Raw genomic sequence first — 23,456 nt, 5'->3', positions numbered from 1 at the left:
TTGGCATCGATACACCTCTACTTGTTGTAGGAGCTGCCGAAGGCTGCGATCTTTTGATCTTTGGCGCCCTCATCACCGCCACAAAGCCACAGATCAAAAGATCAAAAGATCAAAAGATCGCAGCCTTCGGCAGCTCCTACAGGGTTACTTCATTTGAGTTCAGGCAAACGGGCCTGGTTTTTCACTTCGGCCTGGGCGATCGCATCGGCGGGCAGCACGACCCGTTGTTTGCTCAGCAACTGTCCCATGTTTGCCAGCACGCGGTACATCGAATATTCCTCGGTGTATTGCACTTCGGTGTAGCGGCGGTTGGCGTTATAGAGCTCGTTTTCACTGTCCAGCAGGTCGAGAAGGGTTCGTTGGCCAAGGCCGAACTGATCCTGATACGCCATCCTTACGCGTTTGCTGGTCTCCGCATATTCGCGGGCGGTCGGGGTTTGTTTTTTCGCATTGACCATGGCGTTCCAGGCCAGGTGGATGTTCTCGTTGAGCTGGCGCAGGGCGTTGTTGCGGATGTCCATCGCCTGGTTGATCAGGTGCGCATCGGAGGCCAGGCGTGCCTTGTCGCTGCCGCCGCGAAACAGGTTGTAGTTCATCACGATGCCGACCCGCCATTCATTGTCGTGGCCTTCATCACCCTGCACGTTGTTGTTCGCCCCCACCGCGGCTTCGGCGTCGAAACGCGGGTAGAACGGCGACTTGGCGACTTCGTACTGGCTCTCGGCCGATTGCACATCAGCCTGGGCGGATTTCAGGTACGGATTGTTTTCCACCATGCTCTGCTGGGCTTCTTGCAGGGAGGCGGGCAATTCGCCGCGGGTCGAAGGCGGTGTTTCGAGTTCATCGGGCAGGCGCCCCACGACGGCGTAGAAATTCGACTCGGCGTCGGCCAGATCGACTTCGGCGGTGTCGAGGTTGTTCTCCGCCAGTGCCCGGCGAGCAACCGACTGATCGGCGTCGGCGTTGCTGCCGATACCGCGCTGGGTACGCAGGCCGATCTGGTCATTGACTCGCATGTGGGCTTGCAGGTTGTTCTTGGCCAGGGTCACGAGCTCGCGACGCTTGAGCACTTCGAGGTAGACCTCGATGGTGCGCAGGGCCAGATCCTGAGCGGTGCCCTGAGCGTAATAGGCCCGGGAGTTGACCACGCCTTTGGTGCGTTCGACTTCGTTGGCGGTATTGAAACCATCGAAGAGCATCTGCCGCAGGCGCAATTCCGATTGGGTGTAGGTCAGGATTTCGGTGTGGTGTTTACCAAAGGCGCGGGTGTTGGTGTTATCGCTGTACCCGCGCCCGTAGGCGCCAGTGAGATCAACCGACGGATAAAAGCCCCCCTTGGCGACTTTCACGTCCTCATCAGCCGAGAGACGGCTGTCCACGCGCGACGCCAGCTCCGGGTGCGTCGCGATGGTGCTTTGGATTGCCTCTGTCAAGGACATGGCTTGAGCCTGAGAAGCACAGGCCATCGCCAGCAGAATCGCGCTGCATAGGGGGGTTAAATGGCGCATGGGTGTATCTCCCTGAGTCCTAATAGTGCCTTATTAGTCGCCAATTATTTGACGGCATTTATAGGTAAAACCGTTTCAAGCTTGTAACAACAGAGCTAAGAACATTCTAGCGAGAAGCTAAGAACTATTTCTCATAAGCTTATTTCAAAAAAAACTTATGCGCTCTACAATTTCCAGCACATTGTTCAATTCGAAAGCCCTTGATTTATGAGCCTTAGGGAGCTCCTGGGGGCTTGAGGAAAGTTCCATACACTTATCGACATAGGGCGGAGAAGTGCTGGAGGGGAGGGACGCGGAACGGGTTTTGAGTGACGGTTTTCTGTCACTGTGGTGCTTCAGAACCGTTACGCATTGCTTGCAGGGCACGTTGTTTTGGAAGTGGATCCCGATGCCATTGATTGCATAGGGTTTTATCCCGTACAGGACAAGCAGTCCGCGAGTGACACGCTTGGCGAGGACGTCGCCGGGGCTGCGGTTTACTTCAAGAAACCACTGCCCCTGGGGGAAGACGACTCGCCAGACAACCTGCTTGAGCCATGAGCACGTTCTTCGCAAAAAACAGGATGCCAACACGCAGTTGGCTGCGGAGGAAATGCACATGGCAACGCTCATCGGTATCGTCAGTAAGGTCATCGGTCAGGCGTTCGCGGTCGCGAGCGATGGCACTCGGCGCGCCTTGATCGAGGGAGACCGATTGTTCGCCGGCGATCAACTGGTTACCGGGGCTGAAGGCGCGGTGGCGGTGCATCTGCAAAATGGCCAGGAGCTGACGCTCGGGCGTGACAGCAGTCTGCAAATGAATTCGCAACTGCTTGCGCATCAGGCGCCGCACGTCGACACACCTGAAGCGGTCACGCCGAGCGAAGCGCAGCTGACCGATGTCGAACAACTGCAAAAAGCCATCGCAGCCGGCGCCGACCCGACGCAAACCGGTGAAGCCACGGCGGCGGGCCCAAGTGCGACAGGCGCTCCCGGCGGCGCATTAGGCGGCGGTCACAGTTTTGTGATGCTGGAAGAAGTGGGCGGGCACATCGATCCTACGATCGGCTTCCCTACAGCCGGGTTTGGCGGCATTCCTGAATTCCCTGAAGGACGCCACAACGGCGATATCAGCGGCAACACCCCGGCGGCAGATGTGGTGGCAGGCGTGGTGCCAGAGGTGGTGGTGCCAGACGTGGTGCCAGATGTGGTGCCAGACGTGCCGCCAAACGTGCCGCCACCGCCGGCGGTCAACCATCCGGTCACCCTCGGCGGTCTCGACACTTCCGGCGGTGAGCTGACCCTCAACGAAGCGAATCTGCCCGATGGCTCGGCGAGCAATCCTTCGGCCCTGACCCAAAGCGGCACCTTCACCGTGACGGCCCCTGACGGCCTGTTGTCCCTCAATATCGGCGGCATCAGTGTGATCAGCGGCGGTGTGGCCGCGGGCTTTCCGCAATCGATCACCACTCAGTTGGGCAACACCCTGACCGTCACCGGCTACAACCCGGCGACCGGCGTGGTGAGTTACAGCTACACCCTCAACGGCAACGAAACCCATTCGGCCGGTGACGGCGCGAACAACCTCATCGAACATTTCAGCGTGGTGGCCGGCGACAGCAACGGCGATACCGCCACAGGTTCGCTGGACATCAACATCACCGATGACGTGCCCAAAGCAGTCGATGACAGCAACGCCATTACCGCCACGCCAACGGCCCTGACGCTCGAAGGCAACGTGCTGACCAACGACGTGCAAGGCGCGGACCGCGTACCGACCGGGCCGAACTCGGGTCCGATTACGGCGGGCACGTTCACCGGCACTTACGGCACCCTGGTGCTGAATGCCAACGGCACGTACACCTACACCCTGAACACCAGCGATGCGGACTTCAAAGCGTTGCACGAGGGTGGCAGCGGCACCGAGAAATTCACCTACACCCTGACCGATGCCGACGGCGATACCAGCACCGCCACGCTGCAGCTGAACATTCATAACAGTCCGGTGACCCTCAACGGCCTCGACGTGCCTGGCGGCGAGTTGACCGTCTACGAGAAAAACCTCACCTACGGCAGCGAGCCCAACGCACCGGCCCTGACCCAGAGCGGCACCTTCACCGTCTCCGCACCGGATGGCCTGCAAACCCTGACCATAGGCGGCGTTGCGGTGATCAGTGGCGGTGTGGCGGTCGGTTTCCCGCAATCGGGCGCCACCGAGCACGGCGCCACCTTCACGGTCACCGGTTACAACCCGGTCACGGGCGTGGTGAGCTACAGCTACACCCTGAATTACGCCGACACGCATCCGAATGCCAATGGCGCCAACAGCATCAGCGAGAACTTCGACGTCGTCGCCACCGACAAGGACGGCAGTACCGCGCACGGGCAAATCAACGTCAACATCGTCGATGACCTGCCGACCGCCCATGCCGATGCCACCTCGGTCGCGGAGGGCGGGATCGTTACCGGCAACGTGCTGTGGAACGACGTCGGCGGCGCCGATGGCCCCGCGGCCGGTGGTGGTGTGGTCGGCGTGCGTGCCGGTTCGGACACCTCGACCCCGGTCGTCGGTGGCCTCAACAGCCAGATCAATGGCACCTACGGTTACCTGACGCTGGATGCCCACGGCAACGCCGAGTATCACAGCAACCCGAACGCCGTGAGCGGCCCGGGCGCGAGCGACACATTCACCTACACCTTGCGCGACGCTGACGGTGACCAGAGCACCACCACCATCACCATCGACGTCCACAACAGCTGCATCCAAGCGGTCAGCGACCATGACGTGACGGTCTACGAAAAAGCCCTCGACCTGAGCAAAGACGGCCAGGACCTGGCCGCCGGCACCGTCACCGGCAGCGAGCCGGGCAACACCGGCGAAACCGCCAGTGGCACCCTGGTTGGCTCGGTCACCGGCGCCACCGGTGCGATCACCTACACCCTGGTCGGTAGCGATCACGGGGCGTACGGGCAAATCCTGCTCAACCCCGACGGCACTTACACTTACACCCTGACCTCGCCGGCCAGCACTACGCCGCCTGCGGACAACGGCGCCAACACCCTGACTGAAACCTTCACCTACCACGCCACCGATTCGCTGGGCAATGTGGTCACCAGCACCATCGTGGTGAATATTGTCGACGACGTGCCGACCGCCCATGCCGATATAGCCTCGGTCGGGGAGGGCGGCATCATCTCGGGCAACGTGCTGTTGAACGACGTCGGCGGCGCCGATGGCCCCGCGGCCGGTGGCGGTGTAGTTGGCGTGCGCGCCGGTTCAGACACCACGAACCCCGTCATCGGCGGCCTCAACGAACACATCATTGGCACCTACGGTTACCTGACGCTGGATGCCGCGGGCAACGCCGAGTATCACAGCAACCCGAACGCCGTGAACGGCCCCGGTGCGAGCGACACTTTCACCTACACCTTGCGCGATGCCGACGGTGACCAAAGCACCACCACCATCACCATCGACGTCATCAACAGCTGCATCCAAGCGGTCAGCGACCACGATGTGACCGTCTACGAAAAAGCCCTCGACCTGAGCAAGGACGGCCAGGACCTGGCCGCCGGTACCGTCACCGGCAGCGAGCCGGGCAACACCGGCGAAACCGCCAGTGGCACCCTGGTCGGTTCCGTCACCGGTGCCACCGGCACGATCACCTACACCCTGGTCGGCAGCGCCACTGGCGACTACGGGCAGATCCTGCTCAACCCCAACGGCACTTACACCTACACCCTGACTTCGCCGGCCAGCACCACGCCGCCTGCGAACGACGGCGCCAACAGCCTGAGCGAAACCTTCACCTACCACGCCACCGATTCGCAGGGTAACGTCGTCACCAGCACCATCGTGGTGAACATTGTCGATGACGTGCCGAAAGCAGTCGATGACAGCAACGCCATTACCGCCACGCCAACAGCCCTGACGCTCGAAGGCAATGTGCTGACCAACGACGTGCAAGGCGCGGACCGCGTACCGACCGGGCCGAACTCGGGTCCGATTACGGCGGGCACGTTCACCGGCACTTACGGCACCTTGGTGCTGAATGCCAACGGCACGTACACCTACACCCTGAACACCAGCGATGCGGACTTCAAAGCGTTGCACGAGGGTGGCAGCGGCACCGAGAAATTCACCTACACCCTGACCGATGCCGACGGCGATACCAGCACCGCCACGCTGCAGCTGAACATTCATAACAGCCCGGTGACCCTCAACGGCCTCGACGTGCCTGGCGGCGAGTTGACCGTCTACGAGAAAAACCTCACCTACGGCAGCGAGCCCAACGCACCGGCCCTGACCCAGAGCGGCACCTTCACCGTCTCCGCGCCGGATGGCCTGCAAACCCTGACCATAGGCGGCGTTGCGGTGATCAGTGGCGGTGTGGCGGTCGGTTTCCCGCAGTCGGGCGCCACCGAGCACGGCGCCACCTTCACGGTCACCGGTTACAACCCGGCCACGGGCGTGGTGAGCTACAGCTACACCCTGAATTACGCCGACACGCATCCGAATGCCAACGGCGCCAACAGCATCAGCGAGAACTTCGACGTCGTCGCCACCGACAAGGACGGCAGTACCGCGCACGGGCAAATCAACGTCAACATCGTCGATGACCTGCCGACCGCTCATGCCGATGCCACCTCGGTCGCGGAGGGCGGGATCGTTACCGGCAACGTGCTGTGGAATGACGTCGGCGGCGCCGATGGCCCTGCGGCCGGTGGCGGGGTGGTCGGCGTGCGTGCCGGTTCGGACACCTCGACCCCGGTCGTCGGTGGCCTCAACAGCCAGATCAATGGCACCTACGGTTACCTGACGCTGGATGCCCACGGCAACGCCGAGTATCACAGCAACCCGAACGCCGTGAGCGGCCCGGGTGCGAGCGACACGTTCACCTACACCTTGCGCGACGCCGACGGTGACCAGAGCACCACCACCATCACCATCGACGTCCACAACAGCTGCATCCAAGCGGTCAGCGACCACGACGTGACGGTCTACGAAAAAGCCCTCGACCTGAGCAAGGATGGCCAGGACCTGGCCGCCGGCACGGTCACCGGCAGCGAGCCGGGCAACACCGGCGAAACCGCCAGTGGCACCCTGGTTGGCTCCGTCACCGGCGCCACCGGTGCGATCACCTACACCCTGGTCGGTAGCGATCACGGGGCGTACGGGCAAATCCTGCTCAACCCCGACGGCACTTACACTTACACCCTGACGTCGCCGGCCAGCACCACGCCGCCTGCGAACGACGGGGCCAACACCCTGAGCGAAACCTTCACCTACCACGCCACCGATTCGCTGGGCAACGTGGTCACCAGCACCATCGTGGTCAACATTGTCGATGACGTGCCGACCGCCCATGCCGATGCAGCCTCGGTCGGGGAGGGCGGCATCGTTACGGGCAACGTGCTGTGGAATGACGTCGGCGGCGCCGATGGTCTCGCGGCCGGTGGCGGGGTGGTCGGCGTGCGCGCCGGTTCGGACACCTCGACCCCGGTCGTCGGTGGCCTCAACAGCCAGATCAATGGCACCTACGGTTACCTGACGCTGGATGCCCACGGCAACGCCGAGTATCACAGCAACCCGAACGCCGTGAGCGGCCCGGGCGCGAGCGACACATTCACCTACACCTTGCGCGACGCTGACGGTGATCAAAGCACCACCACCATCACCATCGACGTCCACAACAGCTGCATCCAAGCGGTCAGCGACCACGACGTGACCGTCTACGAAAAAGCCCTCGACCTGAACAAGGATGGCCAGGACCTGGCCGCCGGCACGGTCACCGGCAGCGAGCCGGGCAACACCGGCGAAACCGCCAGCGGCACCCTGGTCGGTTCGGTCACCGGTGCCACCGGTGCGATCACCTACACCCTGGTCGGCAGCGATCACGGGGCGTACGGGCAAATCCTGCTCAACCCCGACGGCACTTACACCTACACCCTGACGTCGCCGGCCAGCACTACGCCGTCTGCGAACGACGGGGCCAACACCCTGAGTGAAACCTTCACCTACCACGCCACCGATTCGCTGGGCAATGTGGTCACCAGCACCATCGTGGTGAACATTGTCGATGACGTGCCAACCGCCCATGCCGATGCAGCCTCGGTCGGGGAGGGCGGCATCGTCACGGGCAATGTGCTGTGGAATGACGTCGGCGGCGCCGATGGCCCTGCGGCCGGTGGCGGGGTGGTCGGCGTGCGTGCCGGTTCGGACACCTCGACCCCGGTCGTCGGTGGGCTGAACAGCCAGATCAATGGCACCTACGGTTACCTGACGCTGGATGCCCACGGCAACGCCGAGTACCACAGCAACCCGAACGCCGTGAGCGGCCCCGGCGCGAGCGACACATTCACCTACACCTTGCGCGACGCCGACGGTGACCAAAGCACCACGACCATCACCATCGACGTCCACAACAGCTGCATCCAAGCGGTCAGCGACAGCGACGTGACGGTGTACGAAAAAGCGCTGGACCTGAGCAAAGACGGCCAGGACCTGGCCGCCGGCACCGTCACTGGTAGCGAGCCGTGCAACACCGGCGAAACCGCCAGTGGCACCCTGGTTGGCTCGGTCACCGGTGCCACCGGTGCGATCACCTACACCCTGGTCGGCAGCGATCACGGGGCGTACGGGCAAATCCTGCTCAACCCCGACGGCACTTACACCTACACCCTGACCTCGCCGGCCAGCACTACGCCGCAGGCGAACGACGGCGCCAACACCCTGAGCGAAACCTTCACCTACCACGCCACCGATTCGCTGGGCAATGTGGTGACCAGCACCATCGTGGTGAACATCGTCGATGACGTGCCGACCGCCCATGCCGATGCAGCCTCGGTCGGGGAGGGCGGCATCGTTACGGGCAACGTGCTGTGGAACGACGTTGGCGGCGCCGATGGTCTCGCGGCCGGTGGCGGGGTGGTCGGCGTGCGTGCCGGTTCGGACACCTCGACCCCGGTCGTCGGTGGGCTGAACAGCCAGATCAATGGCACCTACGGTTACCTGACGCTGGATGCCCACGGCAACGCCGAGTACCACAGCAACCCGAACGCCGTGAGCGGTCCCGGCGCGAGCGACACGTTCACCTACACCTTGCGCGATGCCGACGGTGACCAAAGCACCACGACCATCACCATCGACGTCAACAACAGCTGCATGGCTGCCGGCAATAACGTCGTTCCGAACGCGCCGCCGGTGGCGGTCGATGACCACGTCATCACCAACGTGCTGTCGGGCAGTGTCGTGGTGCCGGGTGAGTTGCTGCTGACCAACGACACCGACGTCAATGGCAATCCGCTGACGGCGACGCCGACCACGTTCAATACCGGTTGGGTGGCCAAAGGCGCGGACTTCACTGGCACCGGCGCGCTCCCATTCGCTGGCAGAGGCAACACCGCTGACAACCAGGCACAGACCGATGTGCGCAACTTGTTTGCTGCCAATACGGCTGCGATGACGGCGGTGCTGGTGATCAGTGGCTACCTGGGTGCGGTCAATCATGCGAACGCCAACGATGAAGACCTCATCACCGTAAAACTGAAACAAGGTGAAACCCTCAATCTGGACCACGACCTGGGGGCTGGCCACATCAGCATGGAGTACTCGCTCAATGGCGGTGCGTTCGTTTCCATCCCAGACGGAGGGACCATCACGGCGCAGGCCGATGGGACCTACCAGATCCACGTCACCAACATCACCGATGACAGTGGCCACAACGCCAAGGGCGCCGAGGACTACCAACTGACCATGACCGTCAACTACGCCGGGGCCCACGACCTCACTCCGGACGCACATGGCACCTACACTGCCAATGACAACCATGGCGGCAGCGATACGGCGAACGTAACCATCAGCTATCAGGACGGCCACACCCTCACCGGCACCTCGGGTGATGACGTCCTGGTGGCCGGCACCGGCAACAACGTCATCAATGCTGGCGACGGCAACGATGTGCTCACGGCCGGCTCAGGCAACAATGAAATGCACGGCGGTGCCGGCAATGATTTGCTGTTCAGTGGCCCGGGCAACGACCTGCTCGACGGCGGCACCGGCATCGACACCGCCAGCTACGCCCACGCCACGGCGGGCGTCACTGTCGATCTGAGCCTGCTCACCGCGCAAAACACCCTCGGCGCCGGCACCGACACCTTGACCGGGATTGAAAACCTCACAGGCTCCAACTTCAACGACACCCTCACCGGTGATAACAATAGCAACATCATCGATGGTGGTTTGGGCAACGACATACTCAAGGGCGGGGGCGGCGATGACCTCCTGATAGGCGGTCTGGGCAACAACACCCTCACCGGCGGCAGTGGCGCCGACACCTTCCTGTGGCGCCAAGGCAACAGCGGTCACGACGTGGTCACCGACTTCACCCCGGGCACTGACAAACTCGACCTCTCGCAACTGCTGCAAGGGGAGAACAACACCGCGGCCTCGCTGGATGACTACCTGCACTTCAAAGTCACCGGCAGCGGCGCGACGCTGGTCACCAGTATCGACGTCAGTGCCATGGCCGGTGCCGCGCCGAATCAGACGATCGACCTTGCGGGTGTGAACCTGGCCAGCCATTACGGTGTCACGCCAGGGGCTGGCGGGGTGATTGCGGGGGGGCATGACACGGCGACGATCATCAACGGGATGCTCAATGACCATTCGTTGAAGGTGGATACGGTGTGATCTGAAACGACAAAACCCGCCATCCTGGTAAAAGGGGATGGCGGGTTTTTTGTTTCGGTTTTGAAGGTCAAAAGATTGCAGCCTGCGGCAGCTCCTACAGGATTTGTGTAGGAGCTGCCGCAGGCTGCGATCTTTTGATCTATGTAATCACATCGGCTCAGGTGGTCCGATCAACCGGCCCATCACCCCGAATACCCCCAGTTCCCTGATCGTCTCTAGCTCCCCTTGGGTCTCGACCATCTCCGCAATCAGTGGCAAATCAATGCTGTTGGTCGCCCTGAAGATCGCGTCGATGAAGAGCCGTTTGTCACTGAACTGGTCGATGGCACGGATGTAGGCGCCGTCGATTTTCAGGTACGCCAGCCCCAATTGAGTCAGGTTGCCAATCTGGCTGAAGCTGCCCCCAAAATGTTGCAGGCCGATGTGGTAACCCGTATTGACCAGGCTGTGGCTCAGACGCTGGAGTTCTTCAGGGGGGGGCAGTTGGCGTTCGTCTATTTCCAGTGTCAGCAGAGGCGCCAGTTCGGGCAGGGATTGGAGCAGCTCGAGAATCTGTTGCAGCTGTGTGTGATCGCGCAGGGTGCTGCCCGACAGGCTCAACGCCAGCGGCCAACGGTTGGCCACGAGGTAATCGAGGGTGGCTTCGAGCATGGCCAGGTCGAATCGCGCCGACCAACCCAGGCGCTCGATCCACGGCAGGAAATGCCCGGCGGCAATCGCTTCGCCCTGAGGATCAAGCAGGCGCGCGAGGACTTTGTGATGCAGCACCTGACTGGTGTCGGCGCATTGCACGACGGGTTGGAAGTACAGCTGCATTTTGCCGTGGGTCAGCGCGTCGTCGATCCAGTTGCGCCAGTCGTGTTGTGAGGGCGTTGGCGAGGTATCGCAATCGGCCAGATGTATCCACGGCCGTTCAGGGTGCTGCCGGGCCTGGGTCAGTGCCTGATCGAGGCGCAGCAGCACGTGACTGGCCGGTTCGCCGGGGTGATAGGCGACGATGCCCAGATGCGCCACCGGCATGCAATCGCTGACGCCGGTCAGGCGCAGGTTTTCCAGCGTGGCGCTGATTTCGCACGCCAGGCGCACGGCGTCTGCGCTGTCCAGGCTCGGCGTCAGCAGGCTGAATTCGCCACCGCGATTACGCGCCGGTAGCCAGGTGCGACGCTCCGGCAGTTCGGTCAGGTGCTTGAGCAGTTCGCCCACGGCGCTGATCAGCGCGTCGGTGCGCTGGCCGCCCAGACGCTGGTTGAGGCCGATCAGATCGTTGATCCGCAGCATCAGCAAATGGCCGTCGCTGCTTTGTTCGCTGATCAGCAACTGATCGGCCAGTTGCTCATCCAGCAAGCGCCGATTGGCCAGGCCCGTGAGGCTGTCCTGATAGGACGCGGCCCGCAGTTTTTCACTGCGTGTCGCCTCTTCGGTGAACAGCGCTTTAAGCTTCTCGACCATTTGGTTCATCGCCAGCACCACCCGCCTCAGTTCGGGTGTGCGTGGCAGTTTAGGCAAGCTCAAGAACTCGCGTTTGCTGATGGCTTCAGCCTGTTTGACCATCTTGTCGAGGGGACGCAATTGCCGACGCAACAGCCAGCCGCCGAACGCTGCGCTGAGCAATCCGCACAGCAACAACCAGATCAGACTGCCGAGGGCACTGTCCCACAGTTTGGCCAGGGCGAATTGCGGATTGCTCGACACCTCGACCCGCGCGACCTGTTCCCAACCACGCATGATCAGCGCATCGCCAGCTTCCGGGCGCAGGTTGACGAGATTCACGAACCAGCCGGGGACAGCCTCTATCTGCGCCGGCGCGTTGCGCTCCACCAACACCTGCTCATCCACGATGTTGACGACGCGGATACTGTTGAAATAACCGCTGTCGAAAATTGAGCTGACCATCAACTCGATCATCGCAGGGTCGTCGATTTGTGCGGTCAACGACAAGCCCAGGGCGGTGGCGGCGTCCTGGGCGTGGGAGCGGAGTTGGCCGAGCGTCTGGTCGCGGGAGCTTTCCAGGCCGACAAAAAAACTGCCGCTGAACGCCACCAGCAAGAACAGGCAAATGGCGAGAAACAATTGTTTGCGCAGTGACATAAATGCTCCTTGCTGTGGTGGCTAGCCATCGCCTACGGCGAACCCTTCGGCCTGCATCTTTTTCAGTACGTCTTGCCAGCGCGACAGTTTTTTCGAGTCGCTGCTGCGTTTTCCGCCATTGGCGCCTGGCATGTACAGGCCTTCAGCGTTGAAGGCGTAGACCGGCAACAGGTCTTTGCGTTGGGAGGCGGGGCGGATTTCGTCGAACAAGTTGTCCAGCACCAGCGGATCGGTCGTTGGGCTGCTGTAGAAGGTCAGCACCATGTGCGCCTGGTTCTGGGTCAGGGCTTTGACGTAGGTAATACGCAGTTTCTCGCTGGGAATCCCGAGGTGGCGCAGGCTGAAATATTTCGCCAGTGCGTAGTCCTCGCAATCGGCCGCCCCCTTGACCAGGGATTCGACGGGCGTGGCCCAGTAATCAGTCTGATGCCAGATGCGGGTGTCATCCTCAAAGCTCAATTGCTGATTGAAGAAGTGATTGACCGCGTTCAGTTGCTCGCGCTCGGGCGCGTTGACTTCGTCTTGCAGCATTTGACCCCAGGCCTCGATTCGTCCCTGTCCCGGGCCGAGAGAGCCGTAGCGCTGTTCGGCGGTTTGCAGAATCTGCGTAAAAACCCAGTTAGCCCAGACATTGCTCAACCCGGCCAACAGCAAACCTGTCAGCAGCAGCCATCCACCGAGACGAAGTCGGGGCTTTGACCATCCTGGACTACGCAGGCGGCGGGGCATGTTTGGCTGCTCGGGTGCAGAGTCTGAAGTCTAGGCGGTGTTTTCAGGGAGGGAGGGCTGGTCGTCGGTGTGTACCGCAAAAGATCGCAGCCTGCGGCAGCTCCTACATGGGAATGGCATAGGACTGATCGCCGTCTATTCCGCCACCTCGACTCTGTAGCAGCTGGCGAAGCCTGCGTTCGGCTGCGCAGCAGTCGTAAATCCTGAATCCCGGACTCCACAGTAAAACCGCAGCGCCTGATTCCACGACTGCTGCGCAGCCGAACGCAGGCTTCGCCAGCTGCTACAGGGATCGGGGTGTTTTCAGGGTTTTCTGCCTGAGGATATAGATCGTCACCAACACCGCACTGGTCAACATGAACCCGCATGCCCAGGGCAGGCGTACCAGGTAGCAAGAGAACAGGATGCTCGCCCACATCAGCCCGATGGCGTAGACCTTGCCCTTGAGGGGGATGCCGTTACCGTCGAGGTAGTCGCGAATCCACGGGCCAAGCCGTGGATGCTCCACCAGCCACTGATAAAAACGCGGCGAACTGCGGGCGAAGCAGGCAGCCGCCAGCAGCAGGAAAGGCGTAGTGGGCAACACCGGCAGGAAAATCCCGATCACCCCCAACGCTACGCTCAGCCAGCCGATGGCCAGCAGCACGTAACGCAACATCAGGGAGCGGTTGCCTATGGGGGTGTCCATAGGCAAATCTTAGTGGTGACGTGGCTTGAGGATCGCCGGTTTTTCGTCTGGCGCATTGCACAGCAAGTACAACGCGGTCAGGGCTTCCGGGATCTGTACGATCATGTCGTCCATCAGATTGGCATCGGCCGCGATGTCGGAGAATTCCGGCTGCTCGTCGAACAGGCCCGAACCGACCATGATCGGCAGCAGCATTTCGCTGACTTCGTCTTCGGCGGTTTCGAACCAGGCTGCTTCGCGCAGGAACACGCCTTCCATGAAACCGATGCACCAGCCGCGCAGGTCGGAATCATCCGGCTCTTCGCCCAGGTCCAGGTCGCACGGCAGCTCGAACTCTTCATCGGACGCCAGTTGGCGAGCGATGTGAGCCTTGAGGGCCAACAGGGTGGATTCAATCGCTTCACGCTCGGTGTCGTCGGCGTAATGCGGCTCTTCAGCGAAGAGGGCATCGATCCATTCACGGTCGGGAACGGTTTCGGAACAGATCGACAGCGCAGTGAGGTAGCCGTGGGCGGCCACGTAGTCCAGCGCCTCGTCATGCAGTTCGTCGGCGTCGAGGAAGACTTGCAGGCGGGTTAGTTGCTCAGCGAAGGACATTAAAGGGCTACCTTGGGAATTAAACAGATGCGCGAATTCTAGGCCTTCTTGAGCGCTCAGGCCAGCCGCGCGGGATATTTGCCCTCGATGCGCACCGCCTATCCCTGTAGGAGCTGCCGAAGGCTGCGATCTTTTGATTTTGCTTTTTAAAGACAAGATCAAAAGATCGCAGCCCTCGGCAGCTCCTACGCGGGATCAGCATTTGCCCTCGTGTGTCTTATCAGTGGCGCCCTGTGCCGGACAGCGCTCGGGTATACTCCCGCGTTTTGTGATGCCCTGCTGGCGTCGCGGCTGAAATGTGAAGCGTCATGCAATGCGCACTTACGATTTGTCAGTGCAGCCTGCGTGTTTCTGAACCAGCCTTGCAGGGATGTTTCGGTGATTTTTGGAGTTTTTATGCTCGAACAGGCTCAACGCGTCCTCAAGGACATCTTCGGCTACGACAGTTTCCGTGGCCGTCAGGGTGCAATCATTGAGCGCGTGGCCAATGGCGGCGACGCCCTGGTGTTGATGCCTACCGGTGGCGGCAAGTCGTTGTGCTTCCAGGTGCCGGCGCTGTTGCGCGAAGGCCTGGCGGTGGTGGTATCGCCGCTGATCGCCTTGATGGACGACCAGGTCGCCACCCTCGAGGAGCTGGGCGTTGCGGCTGCTGCGTTGAACTCCACGCTGAGCGCCGAGCAGCAACGCGACCTCGCTGCGCGGATCAAGCGTGGCGAAGTGAAAATGCTCTATCTGGCGCCCGAGCGTCTGGTGCAGCCGCGGATGCTGGCCTTCCTGCAAAGCCTTGAAATTTCCCTGTTCGCCATCGACGAAGCGCATTGCGTATCCCAATGGGGTCACGACTTCCGCCGCGAATACCTGCAACTGGGCCAGTTGGCGGAGTTGTTCCCCAACGTGCCGCGTATCGCCCTGACCGCCACCGCCGACAAGCGCACCCGCGAAGAAATCGTCGATCGCCTGCATTTGCAGGACGCCGAACGCTTCCTCTCGAGTTTCGACCGGCCGAACATTTTTTATCGCATCGTGCCCAAAGAGCAGCCGCGCAAGCAGTTGCTGGCGTTCCTCACGGAGCGGCGCAGCGATGCCGGCATCGTCTATTGCCTGTCGCGCAAAAAAGTCGACGAAGTCGCGGTGTTCCTCAGCGAGCAAGGCTTCCCGGCGCTGCCGTACCACGCGGGCCTTCCCAACGACACACGCGCCCATCACCAGAAGCGCTTCCTCAACGAGGAAGGGCTGATCATGGTCGCCACCGTGGCGTTCGGCATGGGCATCGACAAGCCTAACGTGCGTTTTGTCGCGCACCTCGACTTGCCGAAATCCCTTGAGGCCTATTACCAGGAAACCGGTCGCGGCGGCCGTGACGGTCTGCCGGCAGACGCCTGGATGGCCTACGGCCTGCAAGATGTGGTGATGCTCAAGCAAATGCTGCAAAACTCCGAAGGCGACGAGCGTCACAAACGTCTGGAACAGCACAAGCTCGACGCCATGCTCTCGCTCTGCGAGGAGACCCGCTGCCGACGTCAGACGCTGCTGGCCTACTTCGACGAAGATATGCCCGAGCCGTGCGGCCACTGCGACAACTGCGTCGATGGCGTGCAGACCTGGGACGCCACCGAACCGGCCCGTCAGGCGCTTTCGGCGATCTACCGCACCGGCCAGCGCTATGGCGTGGGGCATTTGGTGGACGTGCTGCTGGGCAAGGACAACGAAAAGGTCCGCAGCATCGGTCATCAGCATCTGTCGGTCTTCGGTGTCGGCAAGGCGATGGGGGAGAGCGAATGGCGGTCCCTGTTCCGACAGCTGGTGGCTCGTGGTCTGGCGGATATCGACCTTGAAGGCTACGGCGGCCTGCGTCTGAGCGATACGTGCCGGCCGCTGCTCAAGGGCGAAGTGACCCTGGAACTGCGCCGCGACCTCAAGCCGCAAACCACGGCAAAAAGCAGCAAGAGCCAGGCGAGCCAGTTGGTCCGTGGCGAAGAGCGCGAACAGTGGGAAGCCTTGCGCGCGCTGCGTCGCAAGCTCGCCGAAGAGCACGGCGTGCCGCCCTATGTCATCTTCCCCGACTCGACATTGTTGGAAATGCTCCGCAGCCAGCCGACCTCGCTGGCGGAAATGGCCACGGTCAGCGGCGTCGGCGCGCGCAAGCTGGAGCGTTACGGCGAGGCTTTCCTCGAAGTGCTGGGTGGCCAGGTCGAGGCGCCAAAAGTGGTGGCCGATGTGCGCCACGAACTGATTACCCTGGCGCGGGCTGGCATGACGCCGCTGCAAATCGCCGGTCAGCTGCAATGCTCGGAAAAGAACGTTTACACCATGCTGGCCGAGGCGATTGGCAAGCAGCAATTGTCGCTGGAACAGGCACTGGACCTGCCCGAAGACTTGATGGGGGAAGTCCAGGACGCGTTCCTCGACGGTGAGGGCGAGTTGCCGCCGGTTGCGGAGATTGCCGCACTGTTCGCCGGGCGAGTGCCGGAGGGTGTTTTGTACTGTGTTCGGGCGGCACTGCAGTCCGAATTCGAGATGTGAGTCATCTGTCCCATTGATTTAACGATTCATCAAAGAGCAATCCTTGCCTCCAGACAACGGCCATGCTTAGCTGACTAATAATTAGTTTTTCTCTATTTCAGTCTAATCATGAGTTTTTTATGCCGTTAACCGATCAACACCGCTTTGGCATGCAACTGGCCCAGATGTCGCGCGGCTGGCGTGCCGAACTTGACCGCCGACTGGCCGGCCTGGGATTGTCCCAGGCGCGCTGGCTGGTGCTGCTGCACCTGGCGCGTTTCGACGATGCTCCGACCCAACGTGAACTGGCGCAAAGCGTTGGCGTTGAAGGGCCGACCCTGGCCCGCCTGCTCGACAGCCTTGAAGCCCAAGGCCTGGTGCAACGCCAATCGGTGCTGGAAGACCGTCGGGCGAAAAAAATCGTTCTCTGTGCTCCGGCACGTCCCCTGATCGAACAAATTGAAACCATTGCCAACCAACTGCGCCATGAGCTGTTCGAAGGCGTCGATGAGGCGGATTTGAAGACCTGCATGCGTGTTCACGGGCACATCCTGGCCAACCTGGAAAAATCTTGAGGCATAACCGCACGCCAGACTTTCGAGATACCCCGTTGGGCAGACTATAAAGAACTACTAGGCAATATCGTGTTCGTACCGGATGTGCGAACACGTACAGTTGGTTCTGGTTATCTAAGGGATGCTCATGCTCGAGAGTTGGCACGTTGTATTGCGGTGTTGCGCCAGGTTGCTGCTGGTCGGTGGTGCTGTCTCCTACTCGGCATTGACGCCCGCGTTGGGCCTGGGTGATATCACCCTGCATTCCGCGCTGAATCAGCCGTTACGTGCCGACATCGCCTTGGTCGATACGGCGGGGCTGGAGGAGGGCGAGCTGTCGGTCAAACTGGCGACGGCGGAGGAGTTCAGCCGCGCCGGCGTCGACCGGGTGTTTTTCCTCAACGACCTGAAGTTCACACCAATCCTGCGGGGCAACCGCAGCCTGATCCGGGTGAGCTCCAACAAACCGGTCAATGAACCGTTCCTGAATTTCCTTGTGCAGCTCAACCAGCCCAATGGGCGCTTGCTGCGTGAGTACACCGTGCTTATCGATCCGCCGGGGGCGCCGGGAGTTGATCCCGTCGCTGACGAACCGCTTGCCCATTCCCAGTCTTCCGCATTCCCGACGGTCGAGCCGGCCGTTGCGCCGGTACCTGCGCCGGAGAGCAAAAAACCGCCAACCCCACGGGTCGATCAACCTGTCCCCGTGCCGGTGGTTGATCCCCTTGCCGAGCAATTGGCCGCCAGTGTGCTGCAGAATCAGCAGCTACAAACAACCATCGATGAGCTGAAGGCGAAGGTTCAGGGTCAGGACGAGCAGATCGCCGGGCAGAACAAACAGGTCACCGAGCTGCACACTCAATTGGCCGAGATTAAACAGGCGCCAGCGGTGACGCCGGTAGCGGTTGTTCCAGTGCCCGCTCCCGTTGTCGAAGAGGCCGAAGCGAACCACTGGCCGCTGATTTTCGGGGTGTTGGCGCTGGTGTGTTTGCTAGTGCTGGGGCTGTTTGTTCGTCGTCAACGGCAGCAGGTTCAGACGGTGCCAGAGCCTGGCCCCGAACTGCCGTCGCGGCATCAGCCGGTCCTGAGTCGCGCCGTACCAGCGGTTGCGCAGTCCCCTGCGTCGCCTCCGGTGTCTGAACCGGGTGAAACGAAGCCCACGGGTGATGTGCTTGAAGGCGTCAATATTTATCTCGCCTATGGACGTTTTACCGAGGCGGCCGGTTTGCTGCGAGAGGCGTTGATCAAGGAACCGCAACGCACCGATCTGGCTGTGCGGCTGCTGGAAGTCCTCGGTAAACAAGGTGATGTGACGGCCTATGAAGCGCAGGAAACCGGCCTGCGCGATGCCGGTTTCGACGAACAAAAGCTTCAGGACATCCGTGTGCGCTGTCCGAAATTGAGCAGTGCGGTGCCTTTGGCCGCCGCAGCGCCTCTCGCGCCTCTTGGCGCTGCGACAAACGAACCGGCTCCCAACGATGGGTTCCAGTTGAACCTGGATGACCTGTCGATGGATTCGAGTTGGGACCTGATCAGCCCCTTTGAAAACACGTCGTCCGCCGCCAAGGCATCGAGCGAACCGATGCCGATCGAGTCGTCGTTTACCTCGAACCTGCACGTTTTGCCCGATGTCTTCGAAATGCCCGACGCGTCGACGCTGGACGAGCCCGAGCTTGAATGGCTCGATGAGCCTGACTCGCCGTCCCTGGGCAATAGCGTTCTCAACGAATTCACCGATCCCGGCGATTCACTGGCGCCTGAACCCTTGAGCCTGGAGCCGGCGGAGCCCAGCAGCGCCAGCAAACTGGAACAAGCCCAGAACTGCATCGATGACGGACACCTGGACAGCGCCATCGAGTTGCTCAACGAGATACTCAAGGAAGGTAACGAACCACTCAAGCGGACGGCCCGGAACCTGTTGGCCGGGCTATCATAGCGACGCCCTAAGACTCAGGAATTTCGCCGATCATGACTGCACGCAAACCGGAAATCGTCATCACCTATTGCACGCAATGCCAGTGGCTGTTGCGTGCGGCCTGGCTGGCCCAGGAACTGCTCAGCACCTTTGGTGACGACTTGGGCAAGGTCTCCCTGGTGCCCGGCACCGGTGGGGTCTTTCACATATTCTGTGACGATGTGCAGATTTGGGAGCGCAAGGCCGACGGTGGTTTTCCAGAAGCCAAGGTCCTCAAGCAGCGGGTCCGTGATCAGATCGATCCGGACCGCGACCTTGGACACAACGACCGCACTCAATGAGACGCGGCTTCTGCGGCGACGGTCTTCTTGCTTGAACCACCCGATAGCCTGCTGGACACTACGATCGCCACGATGATCAACGCGCCGCCCATCAGCATGCGTAGCGTCGGGTTTTCGTTGAACAGCAGCCAGGCCACAGTAATGCCATACACCGGCTCCAGGGCGAACACCACGGCGGCGGTCCGCGCCTTGATCACGGCCAGGCTGGCGACGAACAGGCTATGAGCGACGGCGGTGCAGAACACCCCGAGCAGACCAATCCACAGCCAGTCGAGGGCGCGCACTTCGGTCAGCTGCGGTGCCGCCACCGGCAGCAGGCACAGCGCGACGACCAGGTTTTGATACAGCGCGGCCTGTACCGGTGCAATTCGCCCGGAGCTGGCACGGTTGGTCAGCGATAGCAGGGCGAACAGCAAACCTGATCCCGCCGCCCATAGCAGACCGGTGGTGGCGCTGCTGGCCATGTCGAAGTCAGGCGTCACCAGCACCAGCCCAACTGTCACCAGCACCACCAGCAGGATTTCGTTGGCGCGAATGCGCTCGCGGAAGATCAGCCCTTCGAGGATCACGGTAAACGCCGGGAAGCTGGCAAAACCCAAGGTCGCGATTGCCACGCCGGCGACTTTCACGGCAATGAAAAAGCTCACCCAATGCCCGGCCAGCAGCAAGCCGCTGAGCAACAGTCGGCGCCAGTCCACGGCTTCGAGTTTCTGCCAGCGTGTATGGCCGGCGAACCGCGCGAAAACCGCCAGCGCCAGCACCGCGAACGCGGCGCGACCGAAGACGATGACGGCGGGGGAGGCGGCAGCGAGTTTGCCGAACACACCGGTCAGGCCGAACATCAGTGCGCCAATATGCAGGGCGCCAAGGGCGGTACGGGGAGTCATTGGAATCCTTGATAAACAAAACATGTAGGAGCTGCCGCAGGCTGCGATCTTTTGATCTTGATTTTCAGCGGTCCTCAAAAGATCAAGATCAAAAGATCGCAGCCTGCGGCAGCTCCTACATTGAACCGTGTGAAGACGGTTACGTCTGTCGCCAGGCTATTGTCTTTTGTCGCCAGCCTCGCGGCGCAATTTGCCGGGCGACGCACCAAACTCCCGCAACACCGCTGCAGCGAAGGCACTTTGAGAGCTGTAACCGACCCGACTGGCAATCTCGCCGATGGGCAGCGCCGAATCACGCAACAACTCAACGGCCCGGTGCAATCGTCGACTGCGGATGTAATCCATCGGTGTCTGTCCACACTCAGCCACGAACCTGGCGTGCAATCGAGCGCTGGACAGGCCCGCCACGCGAGCCAGATCCGCCACTTGCAGTGGATAGGCCGCGTACTGATCGATGTGCGCATTCAGTGCGGCATAGGGCAGGCGCCGACCGCCCATGACGTCAGGTCTGGAATTATTGAGACTGGCCAATAACAGCACCGCACCTTGTTGCGCGATCAATGGGTCGCTGACCTGGCTTCCCGCCAGCCAACTCACCAACTGGCTCTGCCCGGCATCCAGCGGCAGGCGCCCGGCGTTGTCGAGCAATCGACGGCTGGCGTCGGCGTGATCCCCCAACGACTGAGAAACCCATTGATCGCTCGGCACATCCAGTACCAGGCAACGGCTGCCATTGCTGCTGCCACAGGCGTGATGGAATCCTGCGGGCACGACCACGAAACTTTGCTGAACCACCTGGCTGCCACAACCGTCGACCTCGAAATCCAGCGCGCCCGAGAGCCCGAACACCAGTTGGGCGTGGTCATGGCTGTGGACGATCAGGTTTTCGGTGTACTGGCGTAGCGTGAGGATCGGTCTCATCGCAGGTCTCCTGGTGAAGATGCGGCCAGTCTACACCGGCCGGGGCCTGTCACAGGATTGACTCGCCACTGTCATGGGTAATTAACCCGATCGGCGCACGCTTGCCAAAAACGTGTTCAGAGGGTTGCCCATGACCAGCGCCGAGTTTGCCAAACCCAGCCGTAAGCAACGTGTGCGCACCTTGTGGATTTCCGACGTGCATCTGGGCACGCGCGATTGTCAGGCCGAACACCTGTCGCGGTTTCTCAAGGGTTACCACGCGGACAAGATCTACCTGGTCGGCGACATCATCGACGGCTGGAAACTGCGCGGCGGCATGTACTGGCCTCAAGCGCACACCAATGTGATTCGCCGCTTGTTGACCATGAGCAAGCGCGGCACCGAGGTGATCTATGTCACCGGCAATCACGACGAGTTTCTGCGCCGCTATTCGACGTTGATACTGGGCAATATCCAATTGGTGGATGAAGCCGTACACGTGACGGCCGATGGCCGCCACTTGCTGGTGATCCACGGCGACCAGTTCGATGTGATCACCCGCTATCACCGCTGGCTGGCGTTCCTTGGCGACTCGGCCTACGAATTCACCCTGACCCTCAACCGCTGGCTCAACCATTGGCGCGCCCGTTATGGCTACGGTTACTGGTCACTGTCGGCCTATCTCAAACACAAGGTGAAAACGGCGGTCAGCTTCATTAGCGACTTCGAAGAAGCCATCGCCCATGAATGCATCAAACGCGAATTGCATGGGGTGGTGTGCGGGCACATTCACCATGCCGAGATTCGCAAGGTTGGCGGGGTGGATTACCTCAATTGCGGGGATTGGGTGGAGTCGTGCACAGCGTTGATCGAGCATTGGGATGGCTCGATCGAGTTGTATCGGTTGGCGGACGCCCAGGCGCGTGAGGCTGAGTTGAAAGCAGTGAAGATTTCCGAGCCGGCATAAAGAGCAACATCAAAAGATCGCAGCCTTCGGCAGCTCCTACAAGGGATCGTGTTGCCCTGTAGGAGCTGCCGAAGGCTGCGATCTTTTGATCTTTAGACTGGCGAATATTCTTCCATCGCTGCGATGTAAATTGAATGCTTGGGCCGCGCAAACAATCGCTCCATCATCGGCTCGAAGAAGCTCAACGGCAGCGCCTCGTAAGCCGGATCAAACGCCGCCGCATCGTATTTGGCGCAAAATTCGATGGTCGCCTGATACTGCGAATGCCCACTGAATTGCTCGCGCAAATGCCGGTCCATGCCCAAATGATGGAAGAAGTAATACCCCTGGAAAATCCCGTGTTTCTCCACCATCCACAGGTTCTCGGCACTGACGAACGGCTTGAGAATGGCCGCTGCGATGTCCGGGTGGTTATAGGAGCCCAAGGTGTCACCGATGTCATGAAGCAGCGCACAAACCACATATTCCTCGTCGCGGCCATCGCGCCAGGCACGGCTGGCGGTTTGCAGGGAATGGGTCAGGCGATCCACCGGGAAGCCGCCAAAATCACCTTCAAGCAATTTCAGGTGCGCCACAATCCGGGTCGGCAATTGTCGGGCGTAGGCACTGAAATCTGCAGCAATGATCGCCCAGTCTTCCTGCGTGCCGTCCTGCATGTGGGTGAAACGGGCATTGGCATTCATCGGCTTTCCTCGTGTGACTGATTGCACCTAGAACGGCACGCGACCCAGAATCATGTCGCGGTACATGACGAAATCGCCGATCAGGCTGTAAAGCGGGTGTTGGAAGGTTGCAGGACGGTTCTTCTCGAAGAAGAAATGACCGACCCAGGCGAAGCTGTAACCGGCCAGCGGCAGGGCCCATAAGAATAGCCACGCGCCTTTGCCGACCGTCAGGGCCAAAATGAAGATGACCAACGTCGTGCCGATGAAGTGCATTCGTCGGCAGGTGCTGTTGCTGTGTTCGCTGAGGTAATACGGGTAGAACTCAGCGAAGCTGTTGAAACGCTTGATGTTTTCCACGACTGCCATCTCTGTGGTTATTGTTATGACTGCAACTTGTTCTGCGGGGAGTTTATTTGAGTCTAGAGTGAACAGTGGCATCAGCCA

Annotated in this window: 15 protein-coding genes; 6 read left to right on the top strand and 9 right to left on the bottom strand. The window is 61.1% G+C overall.

Features of this window, described 5'->3' with window-relative positions:
- Nucleotides 1-149: 149 nt before the first annotated feature.
- Entirely contained in the window at nucleotides 150-1,508 is a 1,359-nt protein-coding gene (locus tag JFU37_RS22735) for a TolC family outer membrane protein (RefSeq protein WP_201119057.1), read from the bottom strand.
- Between the two features lie 598 nt (nucleotides 1,509-2,106).
- Here JFU37_RS22735 and JFU37_RS22730 point away from each other — a divergent pair.
- Nucleotides 2,107-10,179, top strand: coding sequence for a retention module-containing protein (locus JFU37_RS22730; protein WP_201119055.1), 8,073 nt, complete (start codon nucleotides 2,107-2,109; stop codon nucleotides 10,177-10,179).
- Between the two features lie 147 nt (nucleotides 10,180-10,326).
- Here JFU37_RS22730 and lapD read toward each other — a convergent pair whose 3' ends face one another.
- From lapD to JFU37_RS22710, 4 genes are all read right to left on the bottom strand, one after another.
- Nucleotides 10,327-12,267, bottom strand: coding sequence for a cyclic di-GMP receptor LapD (lapD, locus tag JFU37_RS22725; protein WP_201119045.1), 1,941 nt, complete (start codon nucleotides 12,265-12,267; stop codon nucleotides 10,327-10,329).
- A 21-nt stretch (nucleotides 12,268-12,288) separates the two neighbouring features.
- A complete protein-coding gene (lapG, locus tag JFU37_RS22720) occupies nucleotides 12,289-12,996 on the bottom strand; it encodes a cysteine protease LapG (protein WP_201119042.1) in 708 nt (235 codons plus the stop codon).
- A gap of 283 nt (nucleotides 12,997-13,279) precedes the next feature.
- Entirely contained in the window at nucleotides 13,280-13,684 is a 405-nt protein-coding gene (locus JFU37_RS22715) for a YbaN family protein (RefSeq protein WP_201119040.1), read from the bottom strand.
- A gap of 9 nt (nucleotides 13,685-13,693) precedes the next feature.
- Nucleotides 13,694-14,281, bottom strand: coding sequence for a UPF0149 family protein (locus JFU37_RS22710; protein WP_201119038.1), 588 nt, complete (start codon nucleotides 14,279-14,281; stop codon nucleotides 13,694-13,696).
- A 396-nt stretch (nucleotides 14,282-14,677) separates the two neighbouring features.
- Here JFU37_RS22710 and recQ point away from each other — a divergent pair, with 396 nt between their 5' ends.
- The 4 genes from recQ (at nucleotide 14,678) to JFU37_RS22690 (ending at nucleotide 19,593) form a co-directional block, all read left to right on the top strand.
- Nucleotides 14,678-16,804: a DNA helicase RecQ gene (gene recQ / locus JFU37_RS22705; protein ID WP_201119036.1), complete on the top strand. Its 2,127-nt coding sequence runs from the start codon at nucleotides 14,678-14,680 to the stop codon at nucleotides 16,802-16,804.
- Between the two features lie 119 nt (nucleotides 16,805-16,923).
- Nucleotides 16,924-17,358: a MarR family transcriptional regulator gene (locus JFU37_RS22700; protein ID WP_201119034.1), complete on the top strand. Its 435-nt coding sequence runs from the start codon at nucleotides 16,924-16,926 to the stop codon at nucleotides 17,356-17,358.
- Nucleotides 17,359-17,485: 127 nt separating this feature from the next.
- Nucleotides 17,486-19,273 (top strand): FimV/HubP family polar landmark protein, encoded by a 1,788-nt coding sequence (locus tag JFU37_RS22695; RefSeq protein WP_201119031.1) that lies wholly within the window; start codon nucleotides 17,486-17,488, stop codon nucleotides 19,271-19,273.
- Between the two features lie 32 nt (nucleotides 19,274-19,305).
- Entirely contained in the window at nucleotides 19,306-19,593 is a 288-nt protein-coding gene (locus JFU37_RS22690; RefSeq protein WP_201119029.1) for a SelT/SelW/SelH family protein, read from the top strand.
- On the opposite strand, the gene JFU37_RS22685 is transcribed toward JFU37_RS22690, so the two are convergent.
- Both JFU37_RS22685 and JFU37_RS22680 read right to left on the bottom strand, forming a co-directional pair.
- A complete protein-coding gene (locus JFU37_RS22685) occupies nucleotides 19,587-20,480 on the bottom strand; it encodes a DMT family transporter (protein WP_201119027.1) in 894 nt (297 codons plus the stop codon). The two genes, JFU37_RS22690 and JFU37_RS22685, sit on opposite strands and share 7 nt — an antisense overlap.
- A 156-nt stretch (nucleotides 20,481-20,636) precedes the next feature.
- Complete coding sequence (locus JFU37_RS22680; RefSeq protein ID WP_201119024.1) at nucleotides 20,637-21,401, bottom strand: helix-turn-helix transcriptional regulator; 765 nt, start codon at nucleotides 21,399-21,401, stop codon at nucleotides 20,637-20,639.
- Nucleotides 21,402-21,531: 130 nt separating this feature from the next.
- On the opposite strand from JFU37_RS22680, the gene JFU37_RS22675 reads away from it, so the two are divergent.
- Nucleotides 21,532-22,347 carry a UDP-2,3-diacylglucosamine diphosphatase gene (locus JFU37_RS22675; RefSeq protein WP_201119022.1) on the top strand — a complete coding sequence of 272 codons (816 nt, stop codon included), beginning with the start codon at nucleotides 21,532-21,534 and terminating at the stop codon, nucleotides 22,345-22,347.
- Nucleotides 22,348-22,439: 92 nt separating this feature from the next.
- On the opposite strand, the gene JFU37_RS22670 is transcribed toward JFU37_RS22675, so the two are convergent.
- Nucleotides 22,440-23,030 (bottom strand): HD domain-containing protein, encoded by a 591-nt coding sequence (locus JFU37_RS22670; RefSeq protein WP_201119019.1) that lies wholly within the window; start codon nucleotides 23,028-23,030, stop codon nucleotides 22,440-22,442.
- Nucleotides 23,031-23,057: 27 nt separating this feature from the next.
- The gene (locus tag JFU37_RS22665; protein ID WP_201119017.1) at nucleotides 23,058-23,369 is read right to left on the bottom strand and encodes an Mpo1-like protein; all 312 of its coding nucleotides are present in this window, start codon (nucleotides 23,367-23,369) and stop codon (nucleotides 23,058-23,060) included.
- Between the last annotated feature and the right edge of the window lie 87 nt (nucleotides 23,370-23,456).

It is taken from the genome of Pseudomonas sp. TH41, from assembly GCF_016650695.1.
Lineage (GTDB): Bacteria > Pseudomonadota > Gammaproteobacteria > Pseudomonadales > Pseudomonadaceae > Aquipseudomonas.
Note: the sequence above shows the minus strand (reverse complement) of the source record. Positions and strands in the feature narration are given on the sequence as shown.